General features: G+C 66.4%; 13 protein-coding genes. 10 read left to right on the top strand and 3 right to left on the bottom strand.

From position 1 onward, the window contains the following. Window positions 1–8: 8 nt before the first annotated feature. The 10 genes from P7644_RS17235 (at window position 9) to P7644_RS17190 (ending at window position 9,946) form a co-directional block, all read left to right on the top strand. Entirely contained in the window at window positions 9–1,205 is a 1,197-nt protein-coding gene (locus tag P7644_RS17235) for an acyl-CoA dehydrogenase family protein (protein ID WP_404300462.1), read from the top strand. A gap of 10 nt (window positions 1,206–1,215) precedes the next feature. Continuing rightward, on the top strand, window positions 1,216–2,346 hold the full coding sequence (locus P7644_RS17230; protein ID WP_404300460.1) for an acyl-CoA dehydrogenase family protein: 1,131 nt from the start codon (window positions 1,216–1,218) through the stop codon (window positions 2,344–2,346). A gap of 110 nt (window positions 2,347–2,456) precedes the next feature. Next, complete coding sequence (locus P7644_RS17225; protein ID WP_404300459.1) at window positions 2,457–3,293, top strand: oxepin-CoA hydrolase, alternative type; 837 nt, start codon at window positions 2,457–2,459, stop codon at window positions 3,291–3,293. Window positions 3,294–3,328: 35 nt separating this feature from the next. Next, complete coding sequence (locus P7644_RS17220) at window positions 3,329–3,751, top strand: PaaI family thioesterase (RefSeq protein WP_404300458.1); 423 nt, start codon at window positions 3,329–3,331, stop codon at window positions 3,749–3,751. 25 nt (window positions 3,752–3,776) lie between these two features. Then, window positions 3,777–5,009 carry a CaiB/BaiF CoA transferase family protein gene (locus P7644_RS17215; RefSeq protein ID WP_404300457.1) on the top strand — a complete coding sequence of 411 codons (1,233 nt, stop codon included), beginning with the start codon at window positions 3,777–3,779 and terminating at the stop codon, window positions 5,007–5,009. Between the two features lie 71 nt (window positions 5,010–5,080). Continuing rightward, complete coding sequence (locus P7644_RS17210) at window positions 5,081–6,076, top strand: Bug family tripartite tricarboxylate transporter substrate binding protein (RefSeq protein ID WP_404300456.1); 996 nt, start codon at window positions 5,081–5,083, stop codon at window positions 6,074–6,076. 7 nt (window positions 6,077–6,083) lie between these two features. Then, window positions 6,084–7,058 (top strand): NAD(P)H-dependent flavin oxidoreductase, encoded by a 975-nt coding sequence (locus P7644_RS17205; protein WP_404300455.1) that lies wholly within the window; start codon window positions 6,084–6,086, stop codon window positions 7,056–7,058. Between the two features lie 126 nt (window positions 7,059–7,184). Then, window positions 7,185–7,934, top strand: coding sequence for an electron transfer flavoprotein subunit beta/FixA family protein (locus tag P7644_RS17200; RefSeq protein ID WP_404300454.1), 750 nt, complete (start codon window positions 7,185–7,187; stop codon window positions 7,932–7,934). Between the two features lie 19 nt (window positions 7,935–7,953). Next, on the top strand, window positions 7,954–8,883 hold the full coding sequence (locus P7644_RS17195; protein WP_404300453.1) for an electron transfer flavoprotein subunit alpha/FixB family protein: 930 nt from the start codon (window positions 7,954–7,956) through the stop codon (window positions 8,881–8,883). A gap of 82 nt (window positions 8,884–8,965) precedes the next feature. Continuing rightward, the gene (locus P7644_RS17190) at window positions 8,966–9,946 is read left to right on the top strand and encodes a tripartite tricarboxylate transporter substrate binding protein (protein WP_404300452.1); all 981 of its coding nucleotides are present in this window, start codon (window positions 8,966–8,968) and stop codon (window positions 9,944–9,946) included. Between the two features lie 60 nt (window positions 9,947–10,006). Here P7644_RS17190 and P7644_RS17185 read toward each other — a convergent pair whose 3' ends face one another. Genes P7644_RS17185 through P7644_RS17175 form a run of 3 tightly spaced genes read right to left on the bottom strand, consistent with a single transcriptional unit; the run spans window position 10,007 to window position 12,903 of the window. Beyond that, window positions 10,007–10,882: an NAD(P)-dependent oxidoreductase gene (locus tag P7644_RS17185; RefSeq protein WP_404300451.1), complete on the bottom strand. Its 876-nt coding sequence runs from the start codon at window positions 10,880–10,882 to the stop codon at window positions 10,007–10,009. Between the two features lie 9 nt (window positions 10,883–10,891). Further along, window positions 10,892–11,875 (bottom strand): Bug family tripartite tricarboxylate transporter substrate binding protein, encoded by a 984-nt coding sequence (locus P7644_RS17180; RefSeq protein ID WP_404300450.1) that lies wholly within the window; start codon window positions 11,873–11,875, stop codon window positions 10,892–10,894. A gap of 35 nt (window positions 11,876–11,910) precedes the next feature. Beyond that, window positions 11,911–12,903: a uroporphyrinogen decarboxylase family protein gene (locus tag P7644_RS17175; RefSeq protein WP_404300449.1), complete on the bottom strand. Its 993-nt coding sequence runs from the start codon at window positions 12,901–12,903 to the stop codon at window positions 11,911–11,913. Window positions 12,904–12,962 lie beyond the last annotated feature (59 nt).

Genomic DNA, 12,962 nt, shown 5'->3' with positions numbered 1-12,962 from the left:
TTGATTCCATGGACCTGCAATTCACTCCCGAAGAAGAGGCGTTCCGCGCCGAGGTGCGCGCGTTTCTCAAGGACCACCTGCCGCCCGCATTGGCCGCCAAGGTCAAGGCCGGCCAGCGCCTGACGCGCGCTGACCAGGAGGGCTGGCACGCCATCCTGAACCAGAAGGGCTGGCTGGCCTACCACTGGCCCCGCGAGCATGGCGGCACCGGCTGGTCGGCGATCCAGAAGTTCATCTTCGATGACGAATGCGCCATGGCCGGCTGCCCGCGCCTGGTGCCGTTCGGCCTGTCCATGCTGGGCCCGGTGCTGATCAAGTTTGGCAACGAGGCGCAGAAAAAGCACTGGCTGCCGCGCATCCTGAATGGCGAGGACTGGTGGTGCCAGGGCTATTCCGAGCCCGGCGCCGGCTCCGACCTGGCCTCGCTCAAGACCACGGCCGTACGCCAGGGCGACCACTACATCGTCAACGGCCAGAAGACCTGGACCACCCAGGGCCAGCACGCCAACATGATGTTCTGCCTGGTGCGCACGGACAAGCAGGCCAAGGCGCAGTCGGGCATCAGCTTCGTGCTCATCGACATGAACCAGCCCGGCGTCGAGGTGCGCCCGATCCGCACGCTGGACGGCGACGCCGAGGTCAACGAAGTCTTCCTCACCGACGTCAAGGTGCCCTTGGAAAACCTGGTGGGCGAGGAGAACAAGGGCTGGACCTACGCCAAGTACCTGCTGACCTATGAGCGCACGGGCATCGCCGGCGTCGGCTTCTCCATGGCCGCGCTGGAAAAGCTCAAGGTGATCGCCAGCCGCGTGCAGCGCAATGGCAAGCCCTTGAACCAGGACCCGCAGTTCGCCACGCGCATGGCGCAGGTGGAGATCGACCTGAACAACATGGCCACGACCAACCTGCGCGTGATCGCGGCGGTGGCCGGCGGCGGCGTGCCGGGGGCCGAGAGCTCCATGCTCAAGATCCGTGGCACGGTGATCCGCCAGGAGCTGCTGTCGCTGATCCGCCGCGCCATGGGGCCGTACGCGCTGCCCTACATCGAAGAGGCGCAGTTTGCCGAGTACGACCAGCCGCCGGTCGGCCCGAAGGAGGCCGCCACTGCCGCCGCTGCCTACTTCAACTACCGCAAGCTGTCGATCTTCGGCGGCTCCAACGAAATCCAGCGCAACATCATCTCCAAGATGATCCTGGGGCTGTGAAGGAATCGCCATGAACTTTGAACACAACGAAGACCGCCGCATGCTGGCGGACGCGCTGAACCGCTACCTGAGCGAGCAATATCCGGCGGACTACCGCAACCAGACGGCCTACGGCCAGGCCGGCTACAGCGCCGAGACCTACGCCAAGTTGGCCGAGATCGGCGCCATCGGCGCGCTGTTCAAGGAGGCCGATGGCGGCTTTGGCGGCCAGGGCCCGGACATCGCCCTGGTGTTCGAGGCCCTGGGCAACCACCTGTTGGCCGAACCCCTGCTGGGCGCGCTGCTGGTGGGCCGCGCGCTGGCCGAGGCTGGCACCGAGGCGCAGAAGGCGCAGCTTGAAGGCATCATCGCCGGCAGCACGCTGGCCGCGCTGGCGCATGACGAGCCGGCCAACCACTACGAGCTGAACCGCGTCGCCACCAGCGCCAAGAAGAGCGGCAACGGCTGGGTGCTGGATGGCGCCAAGGCCGTGGTGCTGTTCGGCGACCAGGCGCAGCTGCTGCTGGTCAGCGCACGCACCAGCGGTGCGGTGGGCGACGAGGCCGGCATCTCGCTGTTCCTGGTGCCGGGCAATGCCGCCGGCATCGCGGCGCGCGGCTATGGCCGCATCGACGGCGGCCATGCGGCTGAGCTCGTCCTGACCGGCGTACAGGTCGGTGCCGATGCGCTGCTGGGCGCCGAAGGAGCCGGCCATGCGCTGCTCGAACGCATCACGGGCTTCGGCCTGCTGGCGCTCGCCGCCGAAAGCCTGGGCGCCATGGACAAGGCCAAGGGCGACACGCTGGAATACCTGCGCACGCGCAAGCAGTTCGGCGTGCCCATCGGCAGCTTCCAGGCCCTGCAGCACCGCATGGCCGACATGCTGCTGGAGGTGGAGCAGGCGCGCTCGGCCGTGATCAACGCCGCCGCCGCCATCGACGAGACCGACCGCGTGGCGCGCGAGAAGGTGCTGTCTGCTGCCAAGTACAGCGTGGGCAAGATCGGCACGCTGATCGCCGAGGAGGCCATCCAGCTGCACGGCGGCATCGGCGTGACCTGGGAACTGCCGCTGGCTCATTACGCCAAGCGCCTGGTGATGATCGACCACCAGCTCGGCGACATGGACCACCACCTGGCGCGTTGGATGGCACTGGCTGCCTGAGGCTGATCTCTTTAGCTCCCTTCTTCGTTTGAAGAGGGGGTTAAAGATAAAAATAGCACCTAGCCCTTGCGTAGCAAGCGCTAATAGCTAGAAAATAAATAGCATAGGAGATGCCCGTGACCGACAACGCCCTGGATGACGCGCCGGACAGCGCCCTGCTCACTCGCCGCGAAGGCGCCGTGTTCGTGCTGTCCAACAACAACCCCGGCGCGCGCAACGCGCTCACGCCGGGCTTTTACGCCGGCCTCACGGCAGCCCTGCACGCGGCCGCTTGCGATACCACCATAGGCGCCGTGGTGCTCACCGGCGAGGGCGGGCATTTCTGCTCCGGCGGCGATCTGCGCCAGCTCATCCACCGGCGCGAGTTGCCGATCGCCGAGCGGCGCCTCAGGCTCGAAAGCCTGCACAACCTGGTGCGCGCGCTGCGCGACTGCCCCAAGCCCGTGATCATGGCCGTGGAGGGCGCGGCCGCCGGTGCCGGCCTGTCGCTGGCGCTGGCCGGCGACATGCTGGTGGCGGCGAAGAACGCGCAGTTCTCGGTGGCCTACGTCAAGGTGGGCCTGACGCCCGACGGCGGCGCCACCGCGCTCTTGTCCGAGTTCGTCTCGCGCCAGGTGCTCACCGAGCTGTGCCTGACCGGCGAGCGCTTGAGCGGCGAGCGCATGCACCAGCTTGGCGTGGTGAATCGCCTCGTCGAGCCCGGCCAGGCGCTGGCCGCGGCTTTGGCGCTGGCGCAGCAGGTGGCCGCCGGCCCCGAGCTGGCCACGGCGCGCATCAAGCACCTGTGCCGCGTGGCGCCGCGCAACACGCTGGAGCAGCAGCTGGAGCTGGAGGCGCTGTACATGCCGCTGTCGCAGGAGACCGAGGAGTCGCGCGAGGGCATAGGCGCCTTCCTGGAAAAGCGCGCGTCCGACTTTGCCAAGCTGCGCAACAGCAAGCAGGGCTGAGCGCTGGTGCGCCTTGCGTAGGGAAGCATGGACGTATGAGCCGATCCATTGAAGACGCACGACGGGCACTGGACGCGCAGCCGTTCAGTCGCCTGGTTCGGGCAGAAGTGACGCAGTACACGACGCAGGTGGTGGAGCTGCGTGTGCCTATCACCGAACAGATCCAACAGCAACACGGCTTTGTGCACGGCGGTGTGGTTTCGTACCTGGCGGATAACGCGCTCACCTTTGCGGGTGGTATGGCGCTGGGGCCTGGTGTGGTGACCTCCGAATACAAGATCAACTATGTGCGTCCCGCCGTCGGCGATTGGCTTGCCGCACGCGCCACGGCGGTGCATGCAGGCCGTACACAGGCTGTCTGTCGTTGCGATGTTTATGTGCTCGCTGGCGGCACTGAAAAGCTGTGCGCTGTCGCACAGGGAACGATTGCCCTGATGGGCGCGAAGAAAACCGACTGACTTGAGCAACATAGGAGTGCGAGCCATGGCATCGACCAATCCGTCCGACCAAGACTTGCCGCTGCAAGGCGTGCGCGTGCTGGATCTTTCGCGTGTTTTTGCCGGCCCCATGTGCGGCATGGTTCTGGCCGACTTTGGCGCAGACGTCATCAAGGTGGAGCATCCCGGCCGCGGCGACGACACGCGCGACTGGGGCCTGCGCATCGGCAAGACCGAGACCACCTACTACAACAGCATGAACCGCAGCAAGCGGTCCATCACCGTCGATCTGCAAACGCCTGAGGGCGTGAAAATCATCCACGATCTGCTGCCCCAGTGCGACGTAGTCATTCAAAACTTCAAGACCGGCGGCGCCGAGAAGCTGGGCCTGGGCTATGAACAGCTCAAGGCCATCAAGCCCGGCTTGATCTACTGCTCGGTGGCGGGCTATGACAGCTCTGGCCCCGAGGCCAAGCGCCCCGGCTACGACCTGGTGATCCAGGCCGAGGCGGGCCTGATGGCGCTCAACGGCGAGGCGAACACGCCGCCGCTCAAGTTCGGCGTGGCCGTGGTGGACTTGATGACTGGCATGTACGCCGCCCAGGCCGTGCTGGCCGCACTGTTCCAGCGCACGCGCACCGGCCGGGGCCGCCATATCGAGATGGCGCTGTACGACTGCGGTCTGATGGTTGCCGGCTACTACGGGCTGGACGCGCTCAAGCTCGGCCACGACCCCGAGCGCTACGGCAACGCCCATCCCTCCATCGTGCCCTATGGCATGTTCCAGGCCGCCGACGGCCCGCTGATCATCGCCGTCGGCAACAACGCCCAGTTTGAGAAGTTTTGCCGCCAGGTCATCATGCGCCCGGACATCGTGGAGGACCCGCGCTTCGCCACCAACGTGGAGCGCGCAAAAAACCGCCTGGAGCTCGGTCCCATGCTCAAGGAGCTGATCCACACCTTCCCGCGCGAGCTGCTGCTCGAGCGCCTCACCAAGGCCGGCATTCCCTGCGGCCGCGTGGCCGGCCTGCACGAGGCCCTGACCAGCGAGCGCACCCGCCGCGGCCGCCTGGTGCAGGACATGCCCCACCCTGTGGTGGGCACCACGCCGGTGTTCGCGCCGCCCTACCGCCTGGACGGCCAGCGCCTGCCGATCCGTAACGCCCCGCCCACGCTGGGCGAGGGCACGCGCGAGGTGCTGCAGCAGCTGCTGGCTATGAGTGATGCGCAGCTGGAGGCGCTGCAGGCGCAGGGCGTGTTGACCCTGCCGCAGTCATGATTTTAAAAAGATAGCTGCTGGCGCTTGATTTATAAGGGTTGCAGCCATTTTTGTTGTTTAAAGGAAGCACGATGAAATTTTCCGCAATGACCCGCCGCACCGCCCTGGCATTGGCTGCCGCACCGCTGTTCGCGGGCATGGCCGGCACGGTGCTGGCGCAGGGCGCCTGGCCCGATAAGATGATCAAGCTGGTCGTGCCCTTCCCGGCGGGCGGGCCCACCGACACGGCTTCGCGCATCCTGGGCCAGAAGCTGGGCGAGCGCCTCAAGCAAGCGGTGGTGGTCGAGAACAAGGCCGGCGCGTCAGGCTCCATCGCCGCAGCCCAGGTCAAGAAGAGCCCGGCCGACGGCTACACGCTGATGATGCTGGCCACGCCCACGCTGCTGGCGCCGCACCTGTACAAGAGCGCGGGTTACGACACGGTGAAAGACTTCACCCCCGTGGCCACGGTGTATGACCTGCCCATCGTCATCGTCGTCAATCCCAAGCTGCTGCCTGACGTGACCGACCTCAAGGGCCTGATCGCCTACGCCAAGACGCAAAAGACGCCGCTCAGCTACACCAGCTCGGGCGTGGGCAGTTTTGGCCACCTGAGCATGGAACTGCTCAAGCAGTTGGCTGGCTTTGACATGCAGCACATACCCTACAAGGGCGGTGTGCCCGCCATCACCGACACCATCGGTGGCCAGGTGCCCATCATGTACGCCGACCTGGTGGCCGCGCTGCCGCACATCCAGGCCGGCAAGCTGCGCGCCATTGCCGTGGGCTCGCCCCAGCGCGTGAGCATGCTGCCCGACCTGAAGACCATTGCCGAGCAGGGCATCAAGGGCTATGACGCCGTGTCCTGGGGCGGCCTGCTGGCGCCTGTGGGCACGCCCAAGGCCGTGGTGGACCGCGTCGCCGCCGAGGTCAAGGCCATCCTGGCCGACAAGGAGGTGCAGGACAAGCTGCTGGGCGCGGGCGCCATCGCCCATTTCCAGGATCCGGCCCAGATGGGCCAGCGCATCCAGAGTGACTACCAGCGCTGGGGCCAGATCATTCGCGACAAGGGCATCTCCCAGGATTGAGGCGCACATGAAGACACGCATCACCGAACTGTTCGGCATCCAGCACCCCATCATCCAGGGCGGCATGCACCATGTGGGCTACGCCGAGCTGGCCGCGGCCGTCTCCAACGCCGGAGGCCTGGGCATCATCACCGGCCTGACCCAGCGCACGCCCGAGCTGCTGGCCCAGGAAATCGCGCGCTGCCGCGAGATGACCGACAAGCCCTTCGGCGTGAACCTGACCTTCCTGCCCGCGGTCAGCCAGCCCGACTACCCGGGCTACATCAAGGCCATCATCGAGGGCGGCGTGAAGATCGTCGAGACGGCGGGCAACAACCCGCAGAAATGGCTGCCCGCGCTGAAAGAGGCCGGCATCAAGGTGATCCACAAGTGCACCTCGGTGCGCCATGCGCTCAAGGCCGAGGCGATTGGCTGCGACGCCATCAGCGTGGACGGCTTCGAATGCGGCGGCCATCCGGGCGAGGACGACATCCCCAACTTCATCCTGCTGCCGCGCGCGGCCGAGGAGCTGAAGATCCCGTTCGTCGCCTCGGGCGGCATGGCCGACGGGCGTTCGCTCGTGGCCGCGCTGGCGCTGGGTGCCGAGGGCATGAACATGGGCACGCGCTTCATCGCCACTAAAGAAGCGCCGGTGCATGACAACGTCAAGCAGGCCATCGTCGCCGCCAGCGAGCTCGACACGCGCCTGATCATGCGTCCGCTGCGCAACACCGAGCGCGTGCTGACCAACGCCGCCACCGAGCGCGTGCTGCAGAAGGAGCGCGAACTCGGCAGCGCCATCGCCTTCGCCGACATCGCGCCCGAGGTGGCCGGCGTCTACCCGCGCATCATGCAGAGCGGCGAGATGGAGTCCGGCGTCTGGTCCTGCGGCATGGTCGCCGGTCTCATCAACGATGTGCCCACCGTGCAGCAGCTCATCGACCGCATCATGGCCGAGGCCCAGGCGCTGATTGCAGACCGCCTGACCGGCATGCTCCGATAAGCTCCCTTGCACCCCCATCGTCATCCCCGCGAACGCGGGGATCCAGGGGCCTCACCACACCGCCCCGGATTCCCGCCTGCGCGGGAATGACGAATCAAACCCAGCCTTTTGTAGAAAGGAACTCCCATGAAAATCCTCGTCCCCGTGAAACGCGTGGTGGACTACAACGTGAAGGTCCGCGTGAAATCGGACGGCACGGGCGTAGACATCGCCAACGTGAAGATGAGCATGAACCCCTTTGACGAAATCGCCGTCGAAGAGGCGGTGCGCCTGAAGGAAAAGGGCGTGGCCACCGAGGTCATCGCCGTCTCCTGCGGCGTGGCCCAATGCCAGGAAACCCTGCGCACCGCCATGGCCATCGGCGCCGACCGCGGCATCCTGGTGGAGACGACGGAAGAACTGCAGCCCCTGGCCGTGGCCAAGCTGCTCAAGGCCCTGGTGGACAAAGAGCAACCCGGCCTCATCATCCTGGGCAAGCAGGCCATCGACGACGACGCCAACCAGACCGGCCAGATGCTTGCCGCCCTGGCCGACCTGCCCCAGGCCACCTTCGCCAACAAGGTCGAAGTGGCCGGCGATAAGGTCAACGTCACGCGCGAAGTCGACGGCGGCCTGGAAACCCTGCAGCTGACCACCCCGGCCGTGATCACCACCGACCTGCGCCTGAACGAGCCGCGCTACGTCACGCTGCCCAACATCATGAAGGCCAAGAAGAAGCCGCTGGAGACCGTCAAGCCCGAGGACCTGGGCGTGGACGTGGCCCCGCGCCTGAAGACCCTGAAGGTGGCCGAGCCCCCGAAGCGCGGCGCCGGCATCAAGGTGCCCGACGTGGCTACGCTGGTGGCCAAACTCAGGAACGAAGCCAAGGTCATCTAAGGCAGAAGGAGAACACAACATGACCGCACTCGTCATTGCAGAACACGACAACGCCAGCCTCAAGGCGGCCACCCTGAACACCGTCACCGCCGCCGCCGCCTGCGGCGCCGAGGTGCATGTGCTGGTGGCCGGTGAAGGCGCACAAGCCGCCGCAGCCGCCGCCGCCCAGATCGCCGGCGTCGCCAAGGTCCTGCACGCCGACGGCGCCGCCCTGAAGGACGGCCTGGCGGAAAACCTCGCCGCCCAGGTTCTCGCCATCGCAGCCAACTACAGCCACCTCCTGTTCCCCGCCACCGCCGGCGGCAAGAACGTGGCCCCGCGCGTGGCCGCCAAGCTCGACGTGGCGCAGATCAGCGACATCACCAAGGTGGTGAGCCCCGACAGCTTCGAGCGCCCGATCTACGCCAACGCGATTGCCACCGTGCAATCGAGCGACGCCGTGAAGGTCATCACCGTGCGCGGCACGGGCTTTGACGCCGCGCCCGCCACCGGCGGCAGCGCCGCCGTGGAGAGTGTGGCCGCCGTCGCCGACAGCGGCAAGAGCGGCTTCGTGGGCCGCGAGGTCACCAAGAACGACCGCCCCGAGCTGACGGCCGCCAAGATCATCGTCAGCGGTGGCCGGGCGCTGGGCAGCAGCGAGAAGTTCAACGAGGTCATGACCCCGCTGGCCGACAAGCTGGGCGCGGCCATCGGCGCATCGCGCGCGGCGGTGGACGCGGGCTACGCCCCGAACGACCTGCAGGTGGGGCAGACGGGCAAGATCGTCGCGCCGCAGCTGTACATCGCCTGCGGCATCTCCGGGGCCATCCAGCACCTGGCGGGCATGAAGGACAGCAAGGTCATCGTGGCCATCAACAAGGACCCCGAGGCGCCGATCTTCAGCGTGGCCGACTATGGGCTGGAGGCGGATCTGTTCCAGGCGGTGCCGGAGCTGGTCAAGGCGCTGTAAGTCCAGAAGGTCGGTTCCGCATGGGGCTGGCCTTTTTTAATTTTCCTGACACGCAACCATCTTTTGCCCACGAGGGAGACCTATGCAAACGACATTCCAGCGCCGCCGCTGGCTGGGCCTGGCCACTGTGGCCCTGGCCGCCAACGCCGCGCCCACCTGGGCCCAGGCCCAGAGCTTCCCGAACAAGTCCATCACACTGATCGTGCCCTTCCCGGCGGGCGGCTCCACCGACCGCCACATGCGCCTACTGGCCGAGCTGGCCGGCAAGCAGCTGGGCCAGCCCGTCATTGTGGACAACAAGCCCGGCGCCGGCGGCACGCTGGGCCCCGGCACCATGGCGCGCACGGCCAAGCCCGATGGCTACACCATCTCGCAGTACCCCATGTCCATGCTGCGCATGGCGCATATGCAGAAGACGGCCTGGCACCCGCTCACGGACTTCAGCTACATCATCGGTGTCTCGGGCTACACCTTCGGCTTCACGGTGCGCGGCGATTCGCCCTACAAGAGCTTCAACGACTACATTGCCGCCGCGCGCAAGAGCCCCGGCGCGGTGGACTATGGTTCGACCGGCGCGGGCACCTCGCCGCACCTGCTGATGGAAGAGCTGGCCGAGAACGCCAAGGTCAAGTTCAACCATGTGCCGTTCAAGGGTAACGCCGACCTGCAGCAAGCGCTGCTGGGCGGCCATGTGTCGGCACAAAGCGATGCCACGGGCTGGGACAAGTATGTGGATGGTGGCCAGATGCGCCTGCTGCTGACCTTTGGCGAAAAGCGCACCCAGCGCTGGCCCGAGGTGCCCACTGCCAAGGAGCTGGGCTATGGCGTGGTCTCCACCTCGCCTTATGGCATTGTCGGGCCCAAGGGCATGGACCCGGCCGTGGCGCAGAGGCTGCACGATGCCTTTAAGAAGGCCATGGACGACCCGCGCCACGCTGAGCTGATGTCCCAGCTGAACCAGGATGCCTGGTACCGCTCGGGCGCCGACTATGCCCAGTGGGCCAAGGAGGCATTCGCCAAGGACAAGCTGCTGATCGAGCGCCTGGGTCTGATGGCTAAATGAAGTGCGGCTGAAGGAGTGAGTTTGCACCTTGCCTTGAAGAGTGCAAACCCGCATCCCGCATCAACTCCATGCGAGAGCCTGCACGCCGGCCTGCGCGCCATGGCGCTCGCAGGCTGCTTCGACAGTGGCCAGCGCATGGCGCAGCAGCAATGTGCCAGGGCGCCCGAGTTCGGCCGCGGCGAGCAGGGCCAGCTCCAGGTCCTTGCGCAGCATGGCCAGCGTAAAGCCTACGGCACCGTCGCCATCGACCATGCGCTGCACATAGGCGTCGAACATCCAGCCAGAACCTGTGCCGTCGCTGAGCGCGTCGCGCAGTGGATCGCCCTGCATGCCAGCCGCGCGCGCCAACGCTGCGCCTTCGGCCACGCCCAGCAGGGCGCCGGCCATCATGGTTTGGTTGATCAGTTTCGTGCGGTAGCCGCTGCCGGCCGCGCCGCAGGCGACGACGCGCCGGGAGAGCTGCGCGAGTAGCGCCTGGCTGCCTTGCAGCGCACACGCCTCACCCCCGGCAAACAAGGTGAGGGTTCCCTGGCGCGCGCCCGCCAAGCCACCGGTGACCGGGCAGTCCAGCCAGTGCGCGCCGCGTTGCTGCAAGGCCTGGGCCAGCGGCGCGGCCACGCTGGGTGCGGCGGTGGTCATGTCTATCGCCTGGGTGCCGGCTGCCAGGTGCGGCAGCAAGGCGTGCCAGACCTGCTGCACGTCGTCCGAGCTGCGCAGCATGGTGACCACATGCGTGCTGTGGCGCGCAAGCTCAGCCAGGTCGGGCGCCCAGCGGGCGCCCTGCTCCAGCAGGGGGCGGGCATGTTCCTCGCGGCGTGCCCACACGGTGAGCGGCCAGCCTGCGGCGAGCAGGCGTGCCGCCATGGGCTGGCCCATGCTGCCCAGCCCTATCCAGCCTACGCGGCGGTTCCCCGCAACGCCATCAGCATCCGCCATCGCGGGTGCTCACTGCTGCTCGATCTTGGCTTCGCGGATGATCTTGCCCCACTTGGCGGTTTCAGCCGCCAGGTGCTTGCGCAGGTCATCGCGTGAGCCGGTCAGCGTGCTTGCGCCCAGGTCGGCCAGACGCTGGTGCACCTCGGGCTTGGTCAGCACCTCGTTGAGCGTCTTGTTCAGCTTGTCGAGAACGGCCGTCGGGGTGCCCTTGGGGGCGAGCAGCGCAAACCAGGTGGACGACATCAGATCAGGATGGCCCAGTTCCTTCATCGAGGGCACATCGGGCAGGGCCGGCGAGCGTTGGTCGGCCATCAGCGCCAGCGCGCGCACACGTCCGGCCTTGACCTGGCCGGCGATGCCCGGCACCAGCTGGAACATGGCCTGGATGTCGCCCGCGATCATGTTGGTCGTGGCCTGTCCCGGTGCGTTGTAGGGCACGTGAATCATGCTGGTGCCGGTCTCGCGCATGAACAGCTCACCTGCCAGGTGCATGGAGCTGCCCGTGCCGGTGGAGCCGAAATTGATCTTGCCCGGGCTGGCCTTGGCGTACTGGATGAACTCGTTGAGGCTCTTGGTGGGGAGCTTGTCATTGACGACCAGGATGTTGGGCACGTCGGCAATCAGGCCTATGGGCTCGAAATCCTTGATCGGGTCGAAGCTCAGCTTCTTGTACAGGTTGGGGTTGACGGCCAGCGTGCCGGCCCAGGAGAACAGCAGCCGGTAGCCGTCGGGTGCAGCCGACGCTGCGCTGGCGGCGCCGATATTGCCATTGGCGCCAGGCTTGTTGTCGATGATGAAGTTGCCCTTGAGTGACTTGGACAATTCTTCGGCAACGATGCGCGCAATCGTATCGCCGGTTCCGCCGCCGCCCGGGGCGGGCACGACGATTTGCACGGCCTTGCCTGCCGCAGGCCAGTCCTGCGCCTGAGCGTTGGCCATCAAAGCCATGGATGCAATGCCGGCCAGAGCGATATGTTTGAATGTCGTTCGCATGATGCTGAGTCTCCTAGGTGGGGTTGAATCTTTATTCAGGCCGCGCTGCGCGCACCGCGCATGACGGCCTCCAGCCGATCATCGGTCACGCGGATGGGCAGTACGCAGCCCGGGCCAATCATCAGGCGCCTGCCGCCGGTTTGCTCCAGCGCCTCACGCACCTCGGCTTCGATATCGGCGTGCGTGCCTTGCATCAAGGTGCCGTGCTCGCTCAGGCCGCCGACCAGCAAGCCCTTGAAGCGCTGCGATGCCTCGCGCAGATTGGGCGTGGTAAGTCGATCATGCCAGTTGAGCATTTCCACGGGGTACTGGCTCAGCATGTCGAACATGATGTCGTCGCCATGCATGTGCAGCATGTTGAACCTGGCCTTGCCCTTGAGCGCATCCAGAATCTGCAGGTCGTACTTGCGTCCGAAGCGCTCGTATTCGGCGGCAGTGGTAAGCCGGTACGAGGCCAGCTGCGTTGCGAGAAACACGCCATGGGCGCCCGCTTCCAGCGCCTGCAGTGCAAAGTCTATGGTCACGTCGGTGATGACTTGCAGTGCGTGCTCGACCGCATCCGGTGCCAGGCGCATATCGGCAAACAGGCGTTCGCTGGAGAGTTTGCGCGCCGTCGTCAGGGGGCTGAACACGGTTTGCAGCACCGGCACGCTGCCCCCGAGCTCGCGCGTCGTCAGCGCCAGCGCCTCGTTCTGGCGGCCATAGCTGCCCTGGCGTGCATCCAGGCGCTGCAGGCGGCGCCAATCGTCCACGCTGTTCACGCCGGGGCGTGTGCTTTCGCGCGCGCCATTGGGCGTGCCCTTGAACGCGGTTTGCGTGCCCCAGTCTTCGACGCCGTACATGCCCGAGGGCATGAATTTCACCAGATCGCATTCCCAGCGGCGCTGCCAGCGCACGCTGTGCTCGGCCAGCTTGAGCGGATCCAGATCGTCGTCCGGAAAATGTCGCCAGAGCGCGACCGGTGCACGATCCGTTGCCTGGCCGGCGAGGGCCGCCTCGATCCGTTCCCAGTGATTCATGTCTGCCATGTCCTTGTCCTTGTGTGTTGTCTGCAAAAGAAGAGCCCCGCGGGCTGTATTTAGTTTTT

Source organism: Alicycliphilus denitrificans, assembly GCF_044792555.1.
GTDB lineage: Bacteria > Pseudomonadota > Gammaproteobacteria > Burkholderiales > Burkholderiaceae_C > Alicycliphilus > Alicycliphilus denitrificans_A.
This window is presented reverse-complemented; position numbering and strand designations above follow the sequence as displayed.

Coding starts and splice junctions, on each gene's coding strand:
- P7644_RS17235 (WP_404300462.1), top strand. CDS start 9: ATGGACCTGCAATTCACTCCCGAAGAAGAGGCGTTCCGCGCCGAGGTG.
- P7644_RS17230 (WP_404300460.1), top strand. CDS start 1,216: ATGAACTTTGAACACAACGAAGACCGCCGCATGCTGGCGGACGCGCTG.
- P7644_RS17225 (WP_404300459.1), top strand. CDS start 2,457: ATGCCCGTGACCGACAACGCCCTGGATGACGCGCCGGACAGCGCCCTG.
- P7644_RS17220 (WP_404300458.1), top strand. CDS start 3,329: ATGAGCCGATCCATTGAAGACGCACGACGGGCACTGGACGCGCAGCCG.
- P7644_RS17215 (WP_404300457.1), top strand. CDS start 3,777: ATGGCATCGACCAATCCGTCCGACCAAGACTTGCCGCTGCAAGGCGTG.
- P7644_RS17210 (WP_404300456.1), top strand. CDS start 5,081: ATGAAATTTTCCGCAATGACCCGCCGCACCGCCCTGGCATTGGCTGCC.
- P7644_RS17205 (WP_404300455.1), top strand. CDS start 6,084: ATGAAGACACGCATCACCGAACTGTTCGGCATCCAGCACCCCATCATC.
- P7644_RS17200 (WP_404300454.1), top strand. CDS start 7,185: ATGAAAATCCTCGTCCCCGTGAAACGCGTGGTGGACTACAACGTGAAG.
- P7644_RS17195 (WP_404300453.1), top strand. CDS start 7,954: ATGACCGCACTCGTCATTGCAGAACACGACAACGCCAGCCTCAAGGCG.
- P7644_RS17190 (WP_404300452.1), top strand. CDS start 8,966: ATGCAAACGACATTCCAGCGCCGCCGCTGGCTGGGCCTGGCCACTGTG.
- P7644_RS17185 (WP_404300451.1), bottom strand. CDS start 10,882: ATGGCGGATGCTGATGGCGTTGCGGGGAACCGCCGCGTAGGCTGGATA.
- P7644_RS17180 (WP_404300450.1), bottom strand. CDS start 11,875: ATGCGAACGACATTCAAACATATCGCTCTGGCCGGCATTGCATCCATG.
- P7644_RS17175 (WP_404300449.1), bottom strand. CDS start 12,903: ATGGCAGACATGAATCACTGGGAACGGATCGAGGCGGCCCTCGCCGGC.